Source organism: Amycolatopsis nalaikhensis, from assembly GCF_030264295.1.
In the GTDB taxonomy this organism is placed as follows: Bacteria; Actinomycetota; Actinomycetes; order Mycobacteriales; family Pseudonocardiaceae; genus Amycolatopsis; species Amycolatopsis nalaikhensis.
Window position 1 is genome coordinate 2867685 of record NZ_CP127173.1, and the last position, 22492, is coordinate 2890176.

The window sequence follows — 22492 nt, forward strand, 5'->3', positions numbered from 1 at the left end:
AGGGGAGCTGAGACGGGTCCGGTGCGCTCTCTTACGAATATTGCCTGGTCACAGCATTATGTCCGGTCGCTGTGAGAGAAGCCACAGCCACTTCATCTTTTCTTAACACGGATTTTTGCGGTAATGCGACCGCGGTCACGCTCAGGCGTCGCGCCGTGCCGTGCCGAACACCCCGGCCACGAACAGTGCAACGCCGATCGCCGCGAAGTAACCGAGGTAGCCCCACGGCCCGAGCGGGGCCGACGGCAGCTGCAGCGGGCCCGCCGCGAACCCGCCCGCCCCGGCGAACTCGTCGGCGGCGTGGAACGGCATCCACTGGTAGATGTGCTTGCCGATGCCGGGGATGAAGACGATCACGCCCTCGAGCACCTGCGTCCAGACGAGCACCACGGTCAGCGCGAAGGCGACACTGCGCAGGAGCAGCGCGACGCCGACGCCGATGAGCGCGGTGACGAGGAAGGTCAGGCTCTGCCCGAGAACCGCGCGCCAGTCCGCGGCGGTGTGCAGCGCGAGGTCGGCGTCCGGCTGCACGAGCGCCGCGAGCCCCCACGAGCCGAAGCCGACGACCAGCCCGAGCACGGCACCGACCACGCAGACGATCACCGCCTTCGCCACCAGCGCGGGCACCCGGGCCGGCACCGCCTGGAACGTCAGCCGCATGGTGCCCCAGTTGAACTCCGACGCCGTCGCGAGCACGGCCAGCACGAGCAGCACGGTCCGGCCGTTGCCGCTCGCCAGCTGGGTGTTGCCGACGGTCGCCGGGATCTCCGGCCCGGCCAGCGCGAAGAACAGCGCGGTGAAGCCGAGCGGCGCGACGACGGCGATGCCGAGGCACCACCACGGCGCCCGGGTGCTGAACAGCTTGATGCGCTCGGCGCGCAGGAGGTTCGTCGTCGTGGTCATCGAGCTGCCTCCGAGACGGACGCGGCCGGGAATTCGACGGCCTCGCGGGTGAGGTCGAGGTAGGCCTGCTCGAGCGACCCGGTGATCGGGCTCAGCTCGTGCAGGGTCGCGCCGGCGTCGAAGGCGAGCTGCCCGATCCGGTCGCTGTCCAGCCCGGACACCACGAAGGCGCCGTCGGCCTCGGTGAACTCGGCTTGCCCGGCGAGCGCGGCCCGCAGCTGGTCGGCGTGCGGGGTCCGGACACGCACGCCGTGTTCGGCCGTCTTCGCGATGAAGTCGGCCATGGTGCCCTGGTAGATCAGCCGTCCCCGGCCGATCACGACGAGGTCCTGCGCGGTCTGCGCCATCTCGGGCAGCAGGTGGCTGGAGACGAAGACCGTCCGGCCCTCGGCGGCCAGCGCGTGCAGCAGCTGCCGGATCCAGGCCATGCCCTCGGGGTCGAGGCCGTTCACCGGCTCGTCGAACAGCAGCACGCGCGGGTCGCCCAGCAACGCGGCGGCGATCCCCAGCCGCTGCTGCATGCCGAGCGAGTACTGCAGGACCCGCGTCTTCGCGACGCTCGTCAGCCCGACGAGCGTCAGCACCTCTTCGACGCGCTTGTCGGGGATGCCGTTGGTGGCGGCCAGCCAGCGGAGGTGGTCGCGCCCGCTGCGGCCGGGGTGGCGCCAGGTGGCGTCCAGCATCGCGCCGACCGTCCGAAGTGGATCTTTCAGCTGCCGGTACGGGACGCCGTCGACGTGCACCGTGCCCGCGTCGGGGGTGTCGAGGCCGAGGACCAGCCGCATGGTCGTGGACTTGCCCGCCCCGTTCGGGCCGAGGAAGCCGGTGACGCGTCCCGCGTGCGCGGTGAAGGTCAGCTCGTCGACCGCGGTGGTGGCGCCGTACCTCTTGGTCAGCGCGGTGGCTTCGATCATCGCTCCCCCGTCCCGTCACCGGGAGCCTACTGCGAAACACCGGATCCGGGTCGCCCCCCGACAGCGCGACCCGGACCCGGTGTTCTCCCCTTTTCCCCTTTCAGGCGTCCCGCTTCTTCGCGACCCCGAGCGCGACGAGCAGGAACACGACGGCGACCCCCGCGAAGTAGGCCAGGGCCCAGCCAGGGCTCAGCGGCGAATCCGACGGCGCCGGGCCGTCCACGACCGCCGAACCGCGGAGGAACTTGTTCGCCACGTTGAACGGCAGCCATTCGTGGATGTGCGCACCGATCTTCGGGATCAGCTGCACCAGCTCCTCCACGGCCAAGTAGTAGATGAGCAGCAGCGCGATGGCGCCGGCGCTGTGGCGGATGAGGATCCCGAGGGCGACCGCGAGCACGGCGCTGATGGCGAACACCGGCCCGAGCCCGGCGACGTTCATCCAGTCCTGCGAGGTGTGCAGGCCGAGGCCGTCGTCCGGCCGCATGAGCATGCCGAGGCCCAGCGCGCCGAACGCGGCGAGCTCGCCGAGCACGAGCGCGACCAGCGCGACGACGATGGCCTTGGCGACCAGCGCCGGCGAGCGGTGCGGCACCGCCTGGAACGTCGTGCGGATGGTGTTGAAGCGGTATTCGGTGGTCACCGCGAGCGCGGCGAGCACCATGACGACGGCGATGCCGAACTGGGAGCCGCCGAACTGGGTGGCGGGCAGCGTGAGCTGGGCGTCGGACGGCGTCGCGCCGGCGACGATGGCGGCGAAGCCGATGGCCAGGGCCAGGGTGATGAGCGCGCACCACCACGGCGAGCGCGTGCTGAACAGCTTGATGCGTTCGACTGCGAGCAGGTTCATGGTCTTGGTTTCCCCGGTTACTTGGCGGACTCGAGCACGTGCTGCGCCTCGGCGTCGAGCCCGGTGTGGTACTCGACGGAGTCGCCGGTGATCTGCATGAAGGCCTGCTCCAGCGAGCCGGTCTGCGGGCTCAGCTCGTGCAGCACGATCCGGTTGGCGGCGGCGATCTCGCCGATCTTGTCGCTGTCCATTCCGGACACCACGAGAGCGGTCTCGTCGCCGGTCACGCCGGCGCTGGCGCGCTGCAGGGCGTCGCGCAGCTCGGGCAGCTGCGGCGAGCGGACCTTGACCGTGTTCTCCGCGGCGCGGGCGACGAAGTCCTGCGTCGAGGACTGCGAGATGAGCTGGCCGCGGCCGATGACGACGAGGTTGCTCGCGGTCAGCGCCATCTCCGAAAGCAGGTGGCTCGACACGAAAACGGTGCGGCCTTCGTCGGCCAGGCGGTGCATGAACTTCCGGATCCAGAGGATGCCTTCGGGGTCGAGGCCGTTCACCGGCTCGTCGAAGAGCAGCACCTCGGGGTCGCCGAGCAGGGCGGCCGCGATGCCGAGCCGCTGCGACATGCCGAGCGAGAACCCGCCGGCGCGTTTGTTCGCGACGCTCGTCAGGCCGACGACCTCGAGGACCTCGTCGACGCGGGCGGCCGGGATGCGGTTGGACTTCGCCATCCACAGCAGATGGGCGCGCGCCGAGCGGTTGGGGTGCACCCACTTCGCGTCGAGCAGGGCGCCGACGGTCCGCAGCGGCTCCTTGAGGTCGTGGTACTTCTTGCCCCCGATGGTGACCTGGCCGCTCGTCGGGTTGTCCAGGCCCAGGATCATGCGCATGGTGGTGGACTTGCCAGCCCCGTTGGGGCCGAGGAAGCCGGTGACCTGACCCGCGGACACGGAGAACGACAGGTTGTTCACCGCCAGCGTCTTTCCGTACCGTTTGGTGAGGCCGGTTGCCTCGATCATGGCTGCTCCTCTTCCGCCCCTCGCTTACGACGCGTTCATCGTCGCGGGTCGGGGGTGGTTCGCGCGTCACCCTGGAGGCCGAACCGCTCCCCCTACCTGAGTAGTACCTTGCTGGCTCTTCGGCCGATGCGCGATCCGTGATGACCCTGAGGCGACCCTGAGAACCTTGTTCAGCCGTCGGCCGGCGCGACCGTCGCCGCAGGTGGGCGAGCTGCGGTCCGTGGCGCCGTCCTAACCAGAACAAGGTTCTGATTCGACGTCATTAATGAACTGTGGTTCAATAATGAGGTGGCCCGGCCGAGGAGCATCACCGACGAGCGGCTGCTGGGTGCGGCGGAGACCGTGATCGGCCGCTGCGGCCCCGGTTTCACGCTCGCGCAGGTGGCTGCCGAGGCCGGGGTTTCGGTCGGCACGGTCGCGCAGCGGTTCGGCTCGAAGAGCGGCCTGCTGCAGGCGATGAGCCGGCGGGCAACGCGGCGGGCGGTCGAGCAGATGCGGGAGTGCGCCGAGCGGGCGGACGACCCGGTCGACGGCCTGCGCGCCGCGGCGGTTTCGGTCTACGCGGTGCTCGGCGACGCCGAAGAGGCGGCGAACCACCTGGGCCAGCTCGGCGTGGACATCGGCGACCCGGTGCTGCGGTCGCTGCTGGGCGAGCACTTCACGGCGGTCGAGGAAGAACTGCGACGGCTGGTGCGGGCGGCGGCTTCGGCGTTGCCGCACGCGCCGGGCGTGCCGCGAGCGGCCCGGGTCGTGCTGGACGTGATCAACGGGGTGTCGATCGACTGGTCGATCCGGCCGCACGGGCGGCTGGCCGACCGGCTGGCGGAGGACGTCGACGCGGTGCTGTCCGCGTGGCGGGGACGGGAGGAACCATGAGTTTGCGGGGCAAGGTCGCGGTGGTCACCGGGGCGACGAGGGGCTGTGGCCGGGCGATCGCGGTGGAGCTGGGCCGCGCGGGCGCGACGGTGTACGTCACCGGCCGCACGACGCGCGAAACGACGTCGCCGATGAAGCGCCCGGAGACGATCGAAGAGACGGGCGAACTGGTGGAGGCGGCGGGCGGCAAGGCCGTGGTCGTCCGCTGCGACTTCCGGTCGGAGTCCGATGTGGACGCACTGAAGGCGCGCATCGAGTCCGAAGTGGACGGAATCGACATCCTCGTCGACGACGTCTGGGGCGGCGACATGTACTTCCACTTCGACGCGCCGTTCTGGGAGACGCCGCTGGAAGACGCGCTGAACCTGACGCACAATGCGCTGGACACGCACCTGATCGCGTTGCACAAGCTGCTGCCGCTGGTGGTGGCCCGCCGCGGCCTGGTGCTGGAGGTGACCGACGGCGACAACGACGACTACGTCGGCGCGGGCCTGCCGTACTACTTGGCCAAGTGCGGCATCCGCGCACTCGGCCGGGCATTGGGGGCAGAGCTGAAGAAGAACGACTGCGTCGGGTTGGCGGTCACGCCGGGCTTTCTGCGCTCGGAGTCGATGCTGGACCACTTCGAGGTCACGGAGGAGAACTGGCGAGACGCGGTGGGCAAGCTCGCGCCGGTCGACTTCAAGATTTCCGAGACGCCGTACCTGCTGGCCCGCGGCGTCGCGGCACTGGCCCAGGACCCCTCGGTGTCCCGCTTCGCCGGCCAAACGCTGGCGTCGTGGACGTTGATGAAGGAGTACGACTACACGGACATCGACGGAGACCGCCCGGACTTCGGCCGCTGGCTCACGGAAGTCCGCCACGCGGGCAAGGACCCGGCAACCACCCCACCGGACGACTTCCGCTAAGCGAGGCCGGGGCGGGCGAGACCGGTTTCGTAGGCCAGCACCACGGCCTGCACCCGGTCTCGCAGGTCCAGCTTCGCCAGGATCCGCCCGACGTGCGTCTTCACCGTCGCCTCCGACAGGAACAACGCCTCGGCGATCTCCAGGTTCGACATGCCCTTCGCGATCAGCACGAGCACCTCACGCTCGCGGTCGGTGAGCACGTCCAGCTCGGCGGTGTCCCGCATCGGTGCGCCACCGGTACCGACGAACCGGTCGAGCAGCCGCCGGGTCACCGACGGCGAGACCACCGCGTCCCCCGAGGCGACCGCCCGCAACGCCGACACGAGGTGGTCGGGCTGGGTGTCCTTGAGCAGGAACCCGCTCGCTCCGCCCTGCAGCGCCGCGTAGACGTACTCGTCGAGGTCGAACGTCGTCATCACCAGCACGCGCGCGGTGCCCGCCGCGACGATCCGCTTGGTCGCTTCCACCCCGTCGAGCACCGGCATCCGGACGTCCATCAACACGACGTCCGGCCGCAGTCGCGAAGCCAGCTCGATGGCCTGCGCGCCGTCGCCCGCCTCGCCGACCACGTCGATGTCGGCCTGCGCGCCCAGCACCATGCGGAACCCGACGCGCATCAGTTCCTGGTCGTCGACGACCACCACCCGGATCACTTGTCCAACCTAACCGGCAGTGCCGCGCGGACCTGCCACCCACTGCCCGGAGCCGGGCCCACTTCCAACGTTCCGCCGTAGACGTGCGCGCGTTCGCGCATGCCGATCAGCCCGTTCCCGCCCGGCAACCGCCCCGGCCCGGGACCGGCCAGCTGCGGGACGCGGCCCGCGCCGTCGTCCGACACCAGCACCTCCACCAGGTCGCCGGTGCGGTGCACCCGCACCGACGCCGTCGCGCCGCGGCCCGCGTGCTTGAGCGTGTTCGTCAACGACTCCTGCACGATCCGATACACGCCGAGCGAAACCCCGGCGGGCAGCTCGCCGAGTTCGCCCAGCTCCAGTTCCACCGGCACCCCGGCCGCGCGCATCCGCTCGGCGAGGTCGGCCAGCGCGTGCGCGTCCGGCTGCGGCACCCGCGGTTCGCCGTCGGCGTCGTCGCTGCGCAGCACGTCCAGCAGCCGCCGCAACTCTCCCAGGGCGCCGCGGCCGGTCTCGGAAATCGTTTGCAGGGCCCGTTGGGCGAGCTCGGGGTTGCTCTGGAGCGCATACGACGCGCCGTCGGCCTGCACGACCATCACGCTCACCGCGTGCGCGACGACGTCGTGCAGCTCGCGCGCGATCCGGCCGCGCTCCTCGGCCACCGCGATCCGGGTGGCCTGGTCCCGTTCGGTCTCGAGCAGGTGCAACCGGGCCTCCACTTCCACGTCGTAGGCGCGCCGGGCCCCGACGAACTCGCCGAGGGTCCAGCACAGGGCGATGCCGAACGCCAGGAACAGCGCTGAGATGAGCAGTTCGTCCGTCGGGTCGAAGGCGAGCTGCACGGCCGAGGCGACGATCACCGCGCCGACGAACACCAGTCCCTGCCGCCGCCCGGCGTAGACGACCACCGAGTAGATGCTCATCGCGAGCCCCGCGATGCTGGCGATGCCGAGCATCAGGGTCGCGTGCACGATGCTGATCACCAGCACGACGTACGCCGACCACAGCGGCGACTTCCGCCGGAACACCAGCGGCGCCACCATCGCGATGTTCACCGGCAGCGCGACGTACCAGGGCGGCAGTTCCGGCAGCTCGGCCAGCCCGTCGGCGGCGAACAGCAGCAGGTCGAACAGGCCGAGCAGGACGGCGAGCACCGAGTCGCCCGCCATGGGGTGGGCACGCATCCAGAGGCTCAGCCGTCGCACCACACAACACTAGGTCCCGGGCCCGCCGCGCCGCGTCGGTCGCCGGTACCACCTTCGGTGCGACCTGCGGATGAGGGACATGGCACGATTCACCGGGGGTTGTCGCCTACGACGGGGAGGACTGGGGGCCGTGACGTCACCGGAGCAGGGCCGGCTCGCGGGTCCGCTGTCGATGTCGGTGGCCAACCTGTGTCACCGCCTGCAGTCGCAGGTGTCCGCGCGCACCGCGGCCGGGTTCGCGGAGGTGCTGCGCCGGCTCGGCGCGCCGCTGCAGGTGGCCGTCGCGGGCCGGATCAAGTCGGGGAAGTCGACGCTGGTCAACGCGCTGATCGGGCGCCGGGTCGCGCCGACGGACATCGGCGAGTGCACGCGGCTGGTGACGCGGTTCCAGTACGGCACGGTCGACCGCGTCGAGATCGTCTTCACCGACGGCCGCAAGCAGGTGCTCCCCTTCGCCGCCGACGGGATGATCCCCGCTGAGCTGGGCGTCGACATCGAGCAGGTGTCGCACATCGAGGCGTACCTGACCAACGCCGTCCTCCAGGGCATGACGGTGATCGACACCCCCGGCCTCGGCTCGCTCGACGCCGCTTCGGTGTCCCGCACCGAGCAGCTCCTGGGCGCCGCGAAACACCGCAAGGACGAGGACGACGAAGAGGGCTCGGACGAGCTCGACGACACTTCGCGCAACGCCGTCGCCGGCGCCGAAGCCGTGCTCTACGTCGTGACGCAGGGCGTGCGCGCGGACGACCAGCAGGCCCTCGCCGCGTTCACCGCGGCCACCGCGAGCCGCGAAGCCGGGCCGGTCAACGCGATCGCCGTGCTCAACAAGGCCGACACCATCGCGCCGGAGTCGGTCGACGGCGCGGACGGCGACGTCTGGAAGGCCGCGACGATCCTCGCCGAGAAACAGGCGAGCACGTTGAAGCCGCGCGTCGCCGACGTCCTGCCGGTGATCGGGCTGATCGCCGAGTCCGCCGAGTCCGGCGGCTTCACCTCGGCCGACGCCGAGGCGCTGCGGCAGCTCGCCGCGCTCGACGACGACATCCTGCAGACCATGCTGATCTCGGCCGACATCTTCACCAGCTGGGAGTGCGACGTCCCGTCGGGGACGCGGCTGCGGTTGCTGGAGAAGCTCGACCTGTTCGGCATCTCGCACGCCGTCGAGGCCATCCGCCAGGAACCGGAGATCACGGCGGGCGCGCTGCGGCGGTCGCTGCTCGACGCGTCCGGCCTCGAAGCCGTGCGCCAGCGGCTGTCGATCGTGTTCGCAGCCCGCGCCGATGGCATCAAGGCGGCCGCGGCGCTGGCCTCGGTCACCGCGCTCGCGCACGCGTCGGCCGACCCGGCCGAGCGCCAGCGCGTCCACGACGCCATCGAGGTGCTGCTCGCCAAGCCCGAGGCCCACCAGCTGCGGCTGCTCGAAGCGCTGACGCTGGTGGCGTCCGGCGCGGTCGACATGCCCGAGGACCTGTCGGAAGAGGTGCTGCGCGTGGGCAGCAACGCCGACATCGGCGCCCAGCTCGGCAAACCCGGCGCGCCGCGCCAGGAGCTGGCCGCGCACGCGCTCGAGCGTGCGGGCTGGTGGCGGTCGTTCGCGTCCTTCGGGGCGACGCCCGCGCAGAGCCGCGTCGCGCACGTCGTGCACCGCGCGTACTTCTTGATCTGGCAGCAGATCCGCGAACCGCAAAGCTGACTTGTCCCGGCTTGCCGACTTTGCTCTGACCACGAGCTTTCCCGCGTACTGTGAAAACGTGCGCCTAGAAAACACGACATCCTGGCGAGCGGGCTGGAGCAGCGAGACCGAGATCGACGTCGCGCTGTACATCCGTGACGCCCTCGCCCTGTCCGTGTCCGAAGGACAGGTGCTGCCGCCCGTGGAGCCGCAGGTCCCGGTGCACGTCCCGGCCGAGATCGACCGCGCGGCCGTCCAGGCGCAGTGGGCCGACTGGTGGGTCGACCTGCTCGCCTTCCTCCGCAACCGTGAAGACCCCGACCCGCGCAGCCCGCGCAACCGCTACGGCAGGCCCGCGCTCGCGCCGGAGTCGGCGATGCGCAAGGCCGTCGACTTTTTCGCGCCCGTCGCGGCGCGCCACTTCGCCAACGCCCGTGGCCCCGCCCTGCGCGGCGCGGGCGTGCCCGCGGACGGAACGCCGTGGGCGCCCGGCTTCTACCGGCGCCAGATCGTCGCCGGGGAGCGGCTCGGTCAGCTGGTGCGCGAGGCCGAGGTCCGGCTGGGGCGCCGGGCGTACCCCTTCCGGCTGAACGTCATCGAGATCTCCGTCGCCGGATCGATTTGGCTGCGTACGGCCGAAGACCAGCTGCTCGTCTCGTCCCGGCTCGCCGAGGACGGTCCGGGCCTCGAGGCCGTGCTGCGCGAGGTGATCGACGAGCTGGTCTGACCCCCGGCTTTCATAAACCGAGCACGCGGTCTAATAATGGACCGCATGGAGACGACCGTCGACGAGCCGTCGTGGCTGCGCACCGCGTCCTGGATCGGCTGTCCCCTCGCCGGGGGTGCGCTGGGCGTGGGCGTGTGGGCGATCGCCGCTTGGGTCGGCGACCTGCCCGCGTTCCCGTTCCAGGGCGTGTTCAAGGTGCTCACGAAGCTGCCCCAGCCGTGGGCGACGCTCGCCGCGGTCGCCGGCGGGCTGGTCCTCGGCCTGGTGTTCGCCGTGATCTGGGCGCACGAACGCCTGGTCGTCACGGTGTCGCCGACCCGCGTCACGCTGGTGCGCGGCGACAAGACGCGCCGCATCGAGGCCGACCTCGAAGCCGTCTACCTCGACGGCAAGGAACTCGTCCTGCGCACGACCGACGGCCGCGAGATCGCCCGCGAGAAGACGGACCTCCCGGGCCGTGAGTTGGCGCCCGCGTTCGCCGAGCACGGCTACCCCTGGCGGGACGAACCGCCCGTCGAACGATGAGGACCGTCGATCCCGCGAAACACGCGGCCAAGCGCCGCGCCATCGTCGACGCCGCGGCCGGGTGCTTCGCCGAGAAGGGCTTCGAGCGGACGACGACCGCGGACATCTGCCGCGCCGCGGGCATCAGCTCCGGCAGCCTGTTCCACTACTTCCCGAACAAGCGCGCGGTGTTCACGGCGATCTTCACCGACGACGCCGTCGAGACGGCCGAACGCCTCGAAGCCGCGGCGAAAGCGGACGACCCGCTGGCCGCGCTGCTCGACGTCACCGCCGAGCTGGCGGGCCAGGTCGCGCACCCCGCCGTCGTCCGGCTCGTCCTCGAGGCCGCCGCGCAGGCCGCCCGCGACGACGAGTTCGCCGAGCTGATCAAGCGCAACGACGGCGCGCTGCGCGACGGCCTGGCCGTGCTGGTCGAGCGGGCCGCGGACGCCGGGCAGATCGACCCCGGCGTCACCCCGCGCGCGGCGGCGGGCTGGGTCGCCGGGCTGGTCGACGCGATGATCTCGCGGGCCAGCCTCGACCCCGACCTCGATCTGCCCGCCGAACAGGCGATCCTCCGGACGATCCTGATCCGGTTCCTTCGCCCGGTTTCGCACCCGGCGGGCGGCTGAGTCCGCCAGACTGTGCGCATGGCGTGGTTTCGCAAGGACGGAACCGACCGCGGCGCCGCCGCGTCGGACACCGATGTGCACCCCTTGCAGCAGCAGGTCAGCGATCTCGAGCGGGCACTGGCGGACCGCCAGGCGCTGATCCAGATGTGCTTGTACGCACTGGACAGGGCCCGCAGCGGCGGCGTGGTCGAACGCCTCGAAGAAGGCCTCGCCGCGATCGGCGTCCGGGCCCTGCGGCCCGACGGCGAGCGCTTCGACCCGGCCCGCCACGAAGCAGGCGGCGCAGTCCCGACCGACGACCCGGCGCTCGACGGCGTCGTCGCGGAAACCGAGGTCACCGGCTTCGCCGACCACGACCGCCTGCTCCGCGCCCCGGTCGTCACCGTCTACGCGAAGAAGACCCCGTGAGCGCACCCACCGCGCCGAGCCTGCCCGCGCAGGTCGCGGCGGCGCGAGACCAGCTGCTGACCGTCGTCCGCGACGCCGACCCCGACGCCGCCAAGTGGGTCGAGGACATCCGGAAGGCGCGGCCGAAGAAGCCCGCCGTCGTGGTCGTCGGCGAGACGAACCGCGGGAAGAGTTCGCTGGTCAACGCGCTGCTCGCGCGGCCGGGACTGTCCCCTGTGGACGCCGACGTCGCGACCGCGACCTACCTCGTCTTCGACCACGCCGACGCGTGGGGCGCGCAGGCCTGCTACCCCGGCCAGCTCGCGCCGGTGCCGATCGACCTCGGCCAGCTGATCAACTGGGTGTCGGCCGCGCACGAGCTGCCGCCGGGCCAGATCCCGCCGCGGTACGTCGAGGTCACCGGGCCGGTGCCGCTGCTCGAACGCCTTTCGCTGGTCGACACGCCCGGCGTCGGCGGGCTCGATTCGATGCACGGCGAGCTGGCCAAGGAGGCGGCGGCGGGCGCGACCGCGCTGCTGTTCGTCGTCGACGCTTCGGCGCCGTTCACCTCGACCGAGCTGCAGTTCCTGCGTGACGTCGGCGAGCGCGTCGAGACCGTCGTGTTCGCGCTGACCAAGGTGGACATGTTCCGCGGCTGGCGCGAGGTCATGGAGGCCGACCGCCAGTTGCTGCGCGAGCACGCGCCCCGGTTCGCCGACGCGGTGTTCCACCCGGTGTCGGCGCGGATGTTCGAGACGGCGGCGAAGGCGCCCAACGAGCAGATGGCCGCGATGCTGCGCGAGAAGTCCGGCGTCGCCGCGGTGCAGATGGCCCTGCAGGAGCTGCTCGTCGGCCGGTCGGCGATGCTCGGCGAGGCGAACACGCTGCGTGCGCTGTCCAGCGCGCTCGGCGAACTCAAGGCGAAGCTGCAGGCCGAAAGCCGGGCCCTGTCGGCGGGCGAGGCCGAGGCCGAGCAGCTGCGCGAACGCCGTGACCAGCTGCAGGCCGAGCGCCGGACGTCGACCCGCGGCTGGCAGCTGAAGCTGCGCGGCGAGGTGCAGCGCACCCGCGTCGAGGTCGGGCACGAGAGCAGCAGGCAGATGCGGGACGCGCAGACCCACTTCCGCCAGCTGATCGACGCCGCCAAGCGCGACGAGCTGGCCGCGTTGCCGCAGCAGGTCGACATCGCGCTGCAGACGACGTCGCAGCGGATCTCGATGCTGCTCTCGCAGCGGCTGAACCAGGTCACCAACGTCTCGCTGTCCGAGCTGTTCTCGCCCGAAGAGCTCGACGTCATCCGCGCCCAGTTCGCCCGGGCGGGCGGCCCGCCGGTGGTGCTGCGGCCGCCGGACAAGAAGCCGCCGACGGCCGAGGACAAGCTGCTCGTCTTCATGGGCATCTCCGGCGGCGTCGGCGCGGGCAAGGTCGCCGCGTTGCCGCTGGCCGGCGTCGCGATCCTCAACCCGGTCGTGCTGCCCGCGACGATCATCATCGGTCTCGGCGCCGGCTGGTGGATGGCCCGCACGCGCAAGCACGCGGCTGACAAGCAGCACATGAAGCAGTGGCTGGTCGAGGCCATCGCGGACGCCCGTTCGACGCTCGACCAGCTGGTCGCCGAGCAGCTCATCGAGGCCGAGCAGCAGCTGTCGATGGCGCTGGACGAGGCGCTCGGCCGCCGCATCGACGCCATCGAGGCCGAGCTGAAGGAAGTCGACAAGACGATCAAGATGGGCGCGCAGGAGCGGGCCAAGAAGATCGCGATCGTGTCGAAGCGGCTCAAGGAGGTCAGCGACGGCCGGGACCGCGCCGAGGCCTTCCTGACCCGGATCCGCGCGCTCCGGGACAAGACCGCCTGACCAGCCGGGTGGTCCGGTTGTGCCGTGGAACCGAACCGGCATACGGTGAGTCATACCCTCCGACAGCAGGTCAGAGACGGCGTTACCCGGTGCAAAAGGGGGAAGTCCCATGTGGGTCGACGAGAGTGGCGGCAGCGACACCGACGCGAGCAGCCCGGACGCGATGACCGTCCACGTCGACGGTCAGGAGTACCAGGCCGAGGTCAACTACGACGTGAACGAGGACGGCGTCAACGACACCGCCATCATCGAACACGACGACGGCACGGCCCAGGCCTTCATCGACTCGAACCACGACGGCGAAGCCGACCAGTACGCCGTGCTGGACGAGACCGGGCACGTCGTCGAGCAGGCCGTCTACGACGAGGCCAGCGGCCAGTGGGTCGAGGCGGACGGCTCCGGCGGCCACGACGACTCCGACACCGGCGGCCGCGACGACGGCTCCGGCGGCCACATCCACGCCGACCTGCCCGACGGCGAGGTCGACGCCGGCGTCGCGACCATCGACACCGACCACGACGGCCACAACGACACCGCGATCGTCGAGACGAAGAGCGGCGGCACCATCGCCTTCACCGACAAGGACGGCGACGGCGAAGCGGACATCGCGGTGCAGACCGAAGCGGACGGCACGACCACGACGTTCGAGCACTCCGGGCCGGGCCAGTGGACCGAAGTCTCGAGTGGACTGATGGACTCCGGGAGCGAGGGCGACCCGGCGGGCGACGCTGAATGGGGCGGCGCCGGCACGCAGACGCTCGAAGGCGTCGCGCGCATCGACTCCGGCACGGGGCAGTGGATTTCGCCGAACTGAAGTGACCCACGTCATAGTTTGAAAGCTCGGGGCCGCAGCCTCGGGCTTTCTTCATGTCTTCAATGAAAACGACCTGGTCACGGGTGTGACCCCGCCCACCGGAAGATTTCCGCCGAATACACCGATCCGGTGACTACTGAATCGATTCCCTTATCGTTCTTGTGAGAGAACCTACACGCCAGCTCTCGGTTACCTGCCGGTCATGCGGCTACTCTCAGGGAATCCCAAACACCGCACACCGGTTCGCCAAGCCGGTGTGCGAAGCCATTCGGTCGCCGGCAATGAGGCCCGCTCCGGAACACGGTCGTTCCGGTGTGGGCTCTTTTGTCGTCGGAAGTCAGGAGTAGAGATGACCGCAGTCGCCATCCCCGGACTGGACACCGCGCCGACGACGCACAGTGGCGTGCTGTCCTTCGTCCGGGAGGTCGCCGAGCTGACCACCCCGGACCGTGTGGTGTGGGTCGACGGGTCTGACGAAGAAGCCGCCCGGATCAACCAGGAGCTGGTCGACGCGGGCACGTTCGTGCAGCTCAAGTCGAAGCCGAACTCCTTCTGGGCCACTTCCGACCCCAACGACGTCGCCCGCGTCGAGGACCGGACCTTCATCTGTTCCGAGCGCGAAGAGGACGCCGGTCCGACCAACAACTGGATGGACCCGGCCGAGATGAAGGCCACGATGACCGAGCTGTTCCGCGGCTCGATGCGCGGCCGGACGATGTACGTCATCCCCTTCTGCATGGGCCCGCTCGGGGACGAGAACCCCAAGCTGGGTATCGAAATCACCGATTTCGCCTACGTTGTCGCTTCCATGCGCGTGATGACCCGCGCCGGCAAGGCGGCCCTCGACAAGTTCATCGCGCCCGATGGCACCGAGCGTGAATTCGTGCCCGCGCTGCACTCGGTCGGCGCGCCGCTCGAGCCGGGCCAGAAGGACGTTTCCTGGCCCTGCAACGAAACGAAGTACATTTCGCACTTCCCCGAAGAGCGCGCGATCTGGAGCTACGGTTCGGGTTACGGCGGAAACTCGTTGCTGGGCAAGAAGTGCTACTCGCTGCGCATCGCCTCGGTGATGGCGCGCGACGAGGGCTGGCTCGCCGAGCACATGCTGATCCTCAAGCTGATCTCGCCCGAGGACAAGGTCCACTACGTCGCGGCCGCGTTCCCGAGCGCCTGCGGCAAGACCAACCTCGCCATGCTGCAGCCGACCATCCCGGGCTGGCGCGCCGAGACCCTGGGCGACGACATCGCCTGGATGCGCTTCGGTGAGGACGGCCGCCTGTACGCGGTGAACCCCGAGTTCGGCTTCTTCGGCGTCGCGCCGGGCACCGACTGGCACACCAACCCGAACGCGATGCGCACGATCGAGAAGGGCAACACGGTCTTCACGAACGTCGCCCTGACCGACGACGGCGACATCTGGTGGGAGGGCATGGAGAACAAGCCCGCCCACGCCACCTCGTGGAAGCACCAGGACTGGACGCCGGACTCCGAGGAGAAGGCGGCCCACCCGAACTCGCGCTACTGCACCCCGATGTCGCAGTGCCCGATCCTCGCGCCGGAGTGGGACGACCCGAAGGGCGTGCCGATCTCGGCGATCCTGTTCGGCGGCCGCCGCAAGACCACGGTGCCGCTGGTGAACGAGGCCCGCGACTGGCAGCACGGCGTCTTCATGGGCGCGACGATGTCGTCGGAGACCACCGCCGCGGCGGCCGGCGCGGTCGGCAACGTCCGCCGCGACCCGATGGCGATGCTGCCGTTCCTCGGCTACCACGCCGGTGACTACTTCAAGCACTGGCTGAACCTCGGCAAGAACGCCGACGCGAACAAGCTGCCGAAGATCTTCTACGTCAACTGGTTCCGCCGCGGCGACGACGGCCGGTTCCTGTGGCCGGGCTTCGGCGAGAACTCGCGCATCCTGAAGTGGGTCGTCGAGCGCGTCGAGGGCCGCGGCAACGCGACCGAGACGCCGATCGGCTTCGTGCCGAAGGCGGAGGACCTCGACACCGAGGGCCTCACCGAGCCGATCGAGGACATCCAGGCCGCGCTCGACGTCAAGCCCGAGGAGTGGCGCGAGGAGCTGCCGCTGATCCAGGAGTGGTTCGAGAAGATCGGCGACAAGGTTCCGACGTCGCTGCGTGACGAGCTCGACGCGCTGGCCCAGCGCCTCAGCTAGTCCCTGAGACAGAAGGGGACGCCTCCCGGCCGCATCCGGGAGGCGTCTCCTTCTTCCATTTCCAGGTAGTTTCGCGGCCATGAGACCGTTTCGCTTCGGCGTGGCGTTGTACGTGCCCGGCTCACGGGAAGAGTGGGTGGCGAAGTGCCGCCGGGCCGAGGACCTCGGTTACGACGTCGTCGGCGTGGTCGACCACCTCGGGCGGGCCGCGCCGGTGCCCGCGCTGCTCCTCGCCGCCGAGGCCACCGAGCGGGTCCGGCTGAACACCTACGTCCTCAACGCGAGCTTCCACAACCCCGTGCTGCTGACCCGCGACCTCGTCGCCCTCGACGAGTTCACCGGCGGCCGCGTGGAGATCGGGATCGGCGCGGGGTACGTCCGCGCGGAGTTCGAAGCCGCGGGGGTCGACTGGGGCACGCCGGGGCAGCGGTTCGGGCGGGTCGCGGACCTGGTCACCGAGGTCGAGCGCGCGTTCACCGGCCGCCCGCGGCCACCGCTGCTACTCGGCGGCCGCGGCGACCGGATGCTGACCTTCGCCGCCGCGCACGCCGACACCATCGCCCTCACCGGCACGGCCCCCGGCGCGGCCGAGGGGCGGCTGGCCCTGGCCGGTCCCGCCGCGCTGGCCGAGCGCGCCGGCTTCGTCAAGCGGGTGCTCGACGGCCGGGACGCCGAGCTGAACCTGATGGTCCACTTCGTCCGGATCACCGATGACCGGCGGGCGGCCCTCGACGCGGCCCACCAGCTCGTGCCGCACCTCGACGTCGAGGAACTCGGCTCGCTGGCCACCGTCGTCGCCGGTTCGGCGGAAGCCGCGGCCGAGCAGCTGCTGCGCACCCGCGAAACCCTCGGCGTCAGCTACTTCACCGTGCTCGAAGACGACCTGGCCAACCTTGCCCCGGTGATCGAAAAGCTCCACTGAGTACGGTGGTCGGCATGACTGGGGATTTCCGCTTCGGTGTCAACATGGTCGTGCCGGACACCCGGGCCGCCTGGGTCGAGAAGTGCCGCAAGGCCGAGGACCTCGGGTACGACGTCCTGTCCGCGGCCGACCACCTCGGCATGGCACCGCCGTTCCCGGCGCTCGTGCTCGCCGGCGAGGTCACCTCGCACGTCAAGCTGAACACCTTCGTGCTGAACACGCCGTTCTACAACCCGGTGCTGCTCGCCCGCGACGTCACGGGCACCGACCAGTTCACCGGCGGCCGTCTGGAGCTGGGCCTCGGCGCGGGGTACGTCAAGGCGGAGTTCGAGGCGGCCGGGATGCCGTTCCCGTCCGCTCGGGAGCGCGTCGACCACCTCGAGCGGACGATCGCCGAGCTCGAGCGGCTGTACGCCGACCCCGAGCATAAGCCCGCGCCGACGCGGCCCGAAGGCCCACCGCTGCTGCTCGCCGGCCGCGGCGACCGCATCCTGACCCTGGCCGCCCGGCACGCCGACATCATCGGCTTCACCGGCACGGCCAAGACGCCGGACGGCGCCACCCTCGTCCCGGCGAGCGCCGAGGACATCGAAGAGCGCGTGAAGTTCGTCCGCTCGAAGCTCGGCGACCGCGACGCCGAGTTCAACCTGCTCTGCCACTTCGTGCACATCACCGAAGATCGCGCGGGTGCGCTCGAGGAGCTGGCGAAGCGGACGCAGGGCGTGCTGAGCGTCGACCAGCTCGCCGAGGTCCCGACCGCGCTGGTCGGCTCGCCCGCCGAGGTCGCCGAGCAGCTCCACGCGCACCGCGAGCGGTTCGGCCTGACGTACTACACCGTCCTGGAGCACAACATGGAGCAGTTCGCCCCGGTGCTCGAACACCTCCGATGATCGACGCGCGCGGCCTCGGCGTCCGGGCGGGCGAGCACTGGCTGTTCGACGACCTGGACTTCTCCGTCGACCCCGGCGAGTGCGCCGCGATCGTCGGGCCGAACGGCGTCGGCAAGTCGACCCTGATGCGCTGCTTTTACGGCATGCAGAAGCCGCAGCGGGGCCGCGTGCTCGTCGACGGCAAGCTGCCGGACGAGCGGGACGTCGAGTTCCGCCGCAAGGTGTCGGTGCTGTTCGACGACTCCGACTTCTTCGCCGAGCTGACGCCGTTGCAGCACCTCGAACTGCTGTCCGGCTCGTTCGGCGCCGACCTCGGCGACCACCAGGAGCTGCTGCGCGACGCGGGCCTCGGCGAACGCATGCGCGTGACGGCCGGGCACTTCTCGGCGGGGCAGCGCCGTCGCCTGCTGCTGCTCGGCGTCACCGCGCGGCCGCACCGGCTCCTGCTGCTCGACGAGCCCGAGCGCGCCCTCGACACGGCGGGCAAGGAGTGGCTGGTCGAGCTGATCGCCCGGTCGACGGCGGCCGGGGCGGCGGTCGTCGTCGCCACCCACCACCCGCCGCTGCTCGAAGCCGCCGACAGCACGCTCGAGCTGTGGTGACCCTGGCTCCACGCCGGATGCGGATCCCCGGCCGCAAGCGGTTCGGCGGGATCTTCAGCGGCGACACGGCGTCGTTCGTCTCCCTGTTCGGCTTCGGGTTCCTGTTCACCGCGTTCTTCCACGTCGATGGCTGGCGACCGGCGCTCTACGGCTCGTCCCATGTGGACTTCCCGGCCGTGCTCGGGCTGCTGACGCTGTGCTGCGCGGTCGGCTGGCGCGGCCTGCTGCGCCGCGGCTTCGCCTGGGTCGAACCGGCGGAGCTGACGTGGCTCGACTTCGCCCCGGTCGACCGCGGCCGCGTCGTCACGCTGCGGCTGCTCGGCGCGTGGACCGGCGTCCTGGCGGTGACCGGCTACCTGGCCGCGTTGCTGCTGGCGGTGGGCGGCGCGGGGCTCGACCAGTGGCGCGCGGCCGTCGCCGTGGTGGCCGCGACCGGCGTGACGGCGTTCGTCACGGCGAGGCGGACGTCGCTCTGGTTCGACACGGCCGGGCCGCTGGCGCTCGCGGTGGCGGGGCTGGCGATCGCCGCGTTCGGGCTCGGCCCGGTGATCGTGCAGTTCGTCGCCGCGGGTGTGCTGGTGGCGGCCGTGCCGCTGGCGTTCGGCGGCGAGCCGGTGTCGCGCGCGGGCCGGGCGACGCTGCTCGCCGGGTGGGACGGCCGGGTGCTGCGCTCGGTCGCCGTCACGTTCCTCGACCCGATGATGCTGCTCCCGCCGTCGGCCCCGATCGGACGGCTTTCGCTGCGCCGCCCGACGTCGCTGCGCCTGGCCGTGGCGGGCACGCTCGGCCGGTCGCGGTACGCGGGCGCGGCGGCACTGGTGGCGTTCGCGGTGGTCGCCGCGCACCTCGCGATGCCGACGGCGCCGGGCGCGGTCCTGACCGGCATCGGCGCGTACGTCGCGTTGACACCGTTCGGCGCCGGGCTCGGTGAGCTGTGGCGCAACCCGGGACGTCGCCGCTGGCTCGGCTCACCGAACCGCGAGCTGGTGCTGACGCACGGCCTGGTCCTGGCCGTCGTCGGCCTGGGGTGGGCGGCGCTGCTCTTCGGCGTCGCGGAGGCGGCCGGGACGTCGTTCGCCGCGACGGCGTGGCTCGCCGTGCCGCTGGCGGTGCTCTCGATCCTCCGCACGGTCACCCGCCGCGCGGTGGACTACGGCAACCCGGCGTTCGTGGACACCCCGATGGGCCCGATGCCCGCGAACCTCGTCCGGCAGCTCTTCCGCGGGCTGGACCTGCTCGTTTTCGGCATCGTGGTGCTCTCCTCCGGCATTTGACCTAGTCTCGTTCCGACGAAGGGAGCAGCCCGTGGGAGGCGGACACGCACCGGGAGTCGGGCGCAGGGGCACCAGCGAGTTCCCGGCAGGCTGGACGAACGAGCACATCATCTCCGTGGTCAAGGACGTCGCGAACGACCCCAGCGAAGCCCGGCGGCAGCAGCAGAACGGCCGCTGGCGGTGTGCGGGCGAGCGGTTCAACGTGCACCTGATCGTCCTGGTCGAGGAGAACGGCCACGTCCACACGGCCTACCCGGTGGCGGGCCCCGGCGTGGTCCGCAACCCCGACACGGCCCGCGACCCGGCGAACCCGACGGTGGCCGACGTCAAGGAGAGCCGGATCAGCTTCTTCGGCGACAGCATCCTGACCCACCTAGCCGACCGCCTGTCCCCGGAGGACTACACGCACTACCGGACCCTGCTGTGGTCCGGCGAGTGGGAGGAGCTGGCGGACGTCTTGGCCGCCCACGCGGTGAAGGTGGGCTTCGACTTCTCGGCCGACGAGTTCTCCGACTTCGAGAAGCTGCTCAACAGCTACGACCTGCCGGTACCCGCCTGCGCGTTCCTCAACGACCGCGAGCACATCCTGCAGCAGCTGCGCCCGGCCTAGCTCGCCGCGGAAAGCGGTGGTGACGCGGCCGGCGCGACGGCCGCCCGCAGCTCCTCGAGCGGCAGCCCGACGGCGTCGGCGATGGCCGCGACCGTGAAGAACGCGGGCGTCGGAATGCGCCCGGTCTCGATCTTCCGGAGCGTCTCGACGGAGATCCCCGCCTCGGTGGCGACGTCGACCATGCTCCGCCCGGCCCGCGCCACGCGCAGGGCCTGGCCGAGGCGTTCGCCTCGTTCGCGCTCTTCATCCGTCAGCGGTACCCGCACCATGACCGTGATTCTAATACCACCCGAGTTGTCCACTGCCTGTGGACAACTCTGTGCACAGGTGTGGAAAAGGCCCCGCCGGACCGAAGTCCGGCGGGGCCCCACCACATCTAGTGCCTTCAGGCGCCCGCGGGCACCGGAAGTGGCATGCCGGGCAGGCTCTGGTCGTTCGGCACGACGCCGTCGACCAGGTAGGCCTCCACGACCTTGTCCACACCCGCGTTGCCGCCGGCGTAGATGCCGTGGTCACCCTCGCCGGTGATCGTCAGCATCCGCGAACCCGCGAACGCCTTGTGCGCGCGCCGCGCGCCCTCGATCGGCGTCGCCGGGTCGTGCTCGGACTCGACGATCAGCACCGGCGGGACACCCTTGCCGTCCAGGACGGGCAGCGGGGACGGCGGCTTCTTCCAGAACAGGCACGGCTGGATGAACCAGCCCGCGCCGAGCAGGGGCAGCTGCTGGTCGATCAGCTTCTGCGACTGCTTGATCGCGCTGGCGGTGCTGCCGGTCCACGGACCCTCGTTGCAGGGGATCGTCCAGAACGACGCGTCGTAGGCGTCACCGTCGGTCGGGACCATCAGCGGCTGCGCGCCGGAGGTCTCGGTGCTCTTGTCGGCGGCCTTGACCTTCTGCGCGGCCGACGTCTTGGCCTGCGCCGAAGCGGTGCCCTGGGTCAGCGTGCGGACGCTGACCAGGTAGTCGGCCAGCGACGGGAACGCGCGCTTCGAGTAGATGCTCGAGGCGATGAACGAGTCCAGCCCGTTGGCCGAGACGGTCGAGCCGTCGGGCAGGGTGACCGCGCCCTGGGTCAGGGCGTAGCGGACCTGCTCGTAGGTCTGGCGGGCCGCCTCGCCGCTGGTGCCGAAGTGGTAGAGGTTGTCGTATTTCGCCATCCACGGGAGGAAGTCCTGCCGCCAGCGGCGCTCGAAGCCGAGCGGCTGCCAGTCGAACGACTTCTGCCACGTCGTGGTGAACTCGGTGGCCGAGTCGAGGACGAACCGGCCGGTGCGCGCCGGGTACGCCTGCGCGTAATGCGCGCCCATCCAGGTGCCCGCCGAGTAGCCGACCCAGTTGATCTTGTCGCGGCCGAGCAGCACGCGCAGCAGGTCGATGTCCTTGACCGTCTGGTCGGTGTTGATCAGCGGGCCGAGCTCGCCGGACTTCTGCTGGCAGGACAGCGCCGCGTACTTCGTCGCCTGGAGGATCAGGTTCAGGTTCTGCTTGCTGCGGTCACGCGGGTCGAGGTCCGAGCCGGTGCCGATGGCGCCACCGCAGGTGATGTTCGTGCTCTTGCCGGTGCCGCGCGGGTCGAACCCGACGATCTCCTGGTGCTCGCGCAGCTTCGGCTGGTTGCGCAGGCGGGCCGGGAAGTTGCGGCCGGGCGCGCCGGGGCCACCGGGGTTGGTGACGACGCTGGCGGTGGCGTCCTTGGTCGCCTTCAGGCGGCTGACCGCGATGGTCAGGTCGATCTGGGCGTTCGCCTGGTACCAGTTGCGCGGCGTCTTGTAGGTCGCGCACTCCATGTCCTCGGCGCCCGCGGGCGGAGCCGTCGGCAGCTCGGCGGGAACGGCGCACTTGTGCCAGTCGAGTTTCTGGTTCGCGTACTGCGGCGGGATGTTGGTGGAGTTCAACGGCAGCTTGCCCGCCGCGACCTCCTGGCCCGCGAAAGCAGGCGTGAACCCGGCCAGCAGGGTGCCGGCGATCGCCGGGATCACCACCGCGTAGCGGAGTCGTGTCATACGGTTGCCCCCTTATTGGCTTTTCACGTGCGGAGACCGGCTATTGATATAGGGCCGGTGGGGGCAGGGCAACCGACGTTGGTCGGCATCGGCGGTCCCGGCGATCAAATCGATATCGGACAGACGTGACTGGCTGTCACCGAGGTCTTAAGGTCAGGCGGTCGGTTACAGGAGTGT

Annotated in this window: 23 protein-coding genes; 15 read left to right on the plus strand and 8 right to left on the minus strand. The window is 70.8% G+C overall.

Annotated elements, in window-relative coordinates; all coding sequences use genetic code 11:
* Positions 1 to 141: 141 nt before the first annotated feature.
* The 4 genes from QP939_RS14160 to QP939_RS14175 form a co-directional block, all read right to left on the minus strand.
* On the minus strand, positions 142 to 903 hold the full coding sequence (locus QP939_RS14160; RefSeq protein ID WP_285457217.1) for a hypothetical protein: 762 nt from the start codon (positions 901 to 903) through the stop codon (positions 142 to 144).
* Positions 900 to 1817, minus strand: coding sequence for an ABC transporter ATP-binding protein (locus QP939_RS14165; protein WP_285457218.1), 918 nt, complete (start codon positions 1815 to 1817; stop codon positions 900 to 902). Before QP939_RS14165 ends, QP939_RS14160 begins: the two co-directional genes overlap by 4 nt.
* A gap of 100 nt (positions 1818 to 1917) precedes the next feature.
* Positions 1918 to 2667: an ABC transporter permease gene (locus QP939_RS14170; protein WP_285457219.1), complete on the minus strand. Its 750-nt coding sequence runs from the start codon at positions 2665 to 2667 to the stop codon at positions 1918 to 1920.
* A gap of 17 nt (positions 2668 to 2684) precedes the next feature.
* Positions 2685 to 3623, minus strand: a complete 939-nt coding sequence (locus tag QP939_RS14175; RefSeq protein WP_285457220.1) for an ABC transporter ATP-binding protein — start codon at positions 3621 to 3623, stop codon at positions 2685 to 2687.
* 288 nt (positions 3624 to 3911) lie between these two features.
* Here QP939_RS14175 and QP939_RS14180 point away from each other — a divergent pair, with 288 nt between their 5' ends.
* Positions 3912 to 4499, plus strand: coding sequence for a TetR/AcrR family transcriptional regulator (locus QP939_RS14180; protein ID WP_285457221.1), 588 nt, complete (start codon positions 3912 to 3914; stop codon positions 4497 to 4499).
* Complete coding sequence (locus tag QP939_RS14185; RefSeq protein WP_285457222.1) at positions 4496 to 5407, plus strand: SDR family NAD(P)-dependent oxidoreductase; 912 nt, start codon at positions 4496 to 4498, stop codon at positions 5405 to 5407. Before QP939_RS14180 ends, QP939_RS14185 begins: the two co-directional genes overlap by 4 nt.
* Here QP939_RS14185 and QP939_RS14190 read toward each other — a convergent pair.
* Together QP939_RS14190 and QP939_RS14195 are read right to left on the minus strand one after the other, a co-directional pair.
* Complete coding sequence (locus QP939_RS14190) at positions 5404 to 6060, minus strand: response regulator (RefSeq protein WP_285457223.1); 657 nt, start codon at positions 6058 to 6060, stop codon at positions 5404 to 5406. The two genes, QP939_RS14185 and QP939_RS14190, sit on opposite strands and share 4 nt — an antisense overlap.
* Positions 6057 to 7223: a sensor histidine kinase gene (locus QP939_RS14195; protein WP_422653130.1), complete on the minus strand. Its 1167-nt coding sequence runs from the start codon at positions 7221 to 7223 to the stop codon at positions 6057 to 6059. Before QP939_RS14195 ends, QP939_RS14190 begins: the two co-directional genes overlap by 4 nt.
* Before the next feature lie 193 nt (positions 7224 to 7416).
* Here QP939_RS14195 and QP939_RS14200 point away from each other — a divergent pair, with 193 nt between their 5' ends.
* From QP939_RS14200 to QP939_RS14260, 13 genes are all read left to right on the plus strand, one after another.
* A complete protein-coding gene (locus tag QP939_RS14200; RefSeq protein WP_285459744.1) occupies positions 7417 to 8940 on the plus strand; it encodes a dynamin family protein in 1524 nt (507 codons plus the stop codon).
* 58 nt (positions 8941 to 8998) lie between these two features.
* Entirely contained in the window at positions 8999 to 9646 is a 648-nt protein-coding gene (locus QP939_RS14205) for a hypothetical protein (RefSeq protein WP_285457224.1), read from the plus strand.
* Between the two features lie 45 nt (positions 9647 to 9691).
* Positions 9692 to 10171 carry a YqeB family protein gene (locus QP939_RS14210; RefSeq protein WP_285457225.1) on the plus strand — a complete coding sequence of 160 codons (480 nt, stop codon included), beginning with the start codon at positions 9692 to 9694 and terminating at the stop codon, positions 10169 to 10171.
* The gene (locus QP939_RS14215) at positions 10168 to 10782 is read left to right on the plus strand and encodes a TetR/AcrR family transcriptional regulator (protein ID WP_285457226.1); all 615 of its coding nucleotides are present in this window, start codon (positions 10168 to 10170) and stop codon (positions 10780 to 10782) included. Before QP939_RS14210 ends, QP939_RS14215 begins: the two co-directional genes overlap by 4 nt.
* An 18-nt stretch (positions 10783 to 10800) precedes the next feature.
* Positions 10801 to 11190 carry a nucleotide exchange factor GrpE gene (locus tag QP939_RS14220; protein WP_285457227.1) on the plus strand — a complete coding sequence of 130 codons (390 nt, stop codon included), beginning with the start codon at positions 10801 to 10803 and terminating at the stop codon, positions 11188 to 11190.
* On the plus strand, positions 11187 to 13025 hold the full coding sequence (locus tag QP939_RS14225) for a dynamin family protein (protein WP_285457228.1): 1839 nt from the start codon (positions 11187 to 11189) through the stop codon (positions 13023 to 13025). Before QP939_RS14220 ends, QP939_RS14225 begins: the two co-directional genes overlap by 4 nt.
* A 109-nt stretch (positions 13026 to 13134) precedes the next feature.
* A complete protein-coding gene (locus tag QP939_RS14230; RefSeq protein WP_285457229.1) occupies positions 13135 to 13839 on the plus strand; it encodes a hypothetical protein in 705 nt (234 codons plus the stop codon).
* Positions 13840 to 14188: 349 nt separating this feature from the next.
* Positions 14189 to 16012 (plus strand): phosphoenolpyruvate carboxykinase (GTP), encoded by a 1824-nt coding sequence (locus QP939_RS14235; protein ID WP_285457230.1) that lies wholly within the window; start codon positions 14189 to 14191, stop codon positions 16010 to 16012.
* Positions 16013 to 16091: 79 nt separating this feature from the next.
* The gene (locus QP939_RS14240; protein ID WP_285457231.1) at positions 16092 to 16934 is read left to right on the plus strand and encodes a TIGR03621 family F420-dependent LLM class oxidoreductase; all 843 of its coding nucleotides are present in this window, start codon (positions 16092 to 16094) and stop codon (positions 16932 to 16934) included.
* 14 nt (positions 16935 to 16948) lie between these two features.
* Positions 16949 to 17824, plus strand: coding sequence for an LLM class F420-dependent oxidoreductase (locus QP939_RS14245; RefSeq protein ID WP_285457232.1), 876 nt, complete (start codon positions 16949 to 16951; stop codon positions 17822 to 17824).
* Positions 17821 to 18426 carry an ABC transporter ATP-binding protein gene (locus QP939_RS14250; protein WP_285457233.1) on the plus strand — a complete coding sequence of 202 codons (606 nt, stop codon included), beginning with the start codon at positions 17821 to 17823 and terminating at the stop codon, positions 18424 to 18426. The genes QP939_RS14245 and QP939_RS14250 overlap by 4 nt, the downstream gene beginning before the upstream one ends.
* Positions 18420 to 19700 (plus strand): DUF6297 family protein, encoded by a 1281-nt coding sequence (locus tag QP939_RS14255; protein WP_285457234.1) that lies wholly within the window; start codon positions 18420 to 18422, stop codon positions 19698 to 19700. The genes QP939_RS14250 and QP939_RS14255 overlap by 7 nt, the downstream gene beginning before the upstream one ends.
* A gap of 31 nt (positions 19701 to 19731) precedes the next feature.
* Complete coding sequence (locus QP939_RS14260; RefSeq protein ID WP_285457235.1) at positions 19732 to 20310, plus strand: EndoU domain-containing protein; 579 nt, start codon at positions 19732 to 19734, stop codon at positions 20308 to 20310.
* Here QP939_RS14260 and QP939_RS14265 read toward each other — a convergent pair.
* Both QP939_RS14265 and QP939_RS14270 read right to left on the minus strand, forming a co-directional pair.
* Complete coding sequence (locus QP939_RS14265; RefSeq protein WP_285457236.1) at positions 20307 to 20579, minus strand: helix-turn-helix transcriptional regulator; 273 nt, start codon at positions 20577 to 20579, stop codon at positions 20307 to 20309. The two genes, QP939_RS14260 and QP939_RS14265, sit on opposite strands and share 4 nt — an antisense overlap.
* Before the next feature lie 116 nt (positions 20580 to 20695).
* Entirely contained in the window at positions 20696 to 22315 is a 1620-nt protein-coding gene (locus tag QP939_RS14270; RefSeq protein ID WP_285457237.1) for an alpha/beta hydrolase, read from the minus strand.
* Positions 22316 to 22492 lie beyond the last annotated feature (177 nt).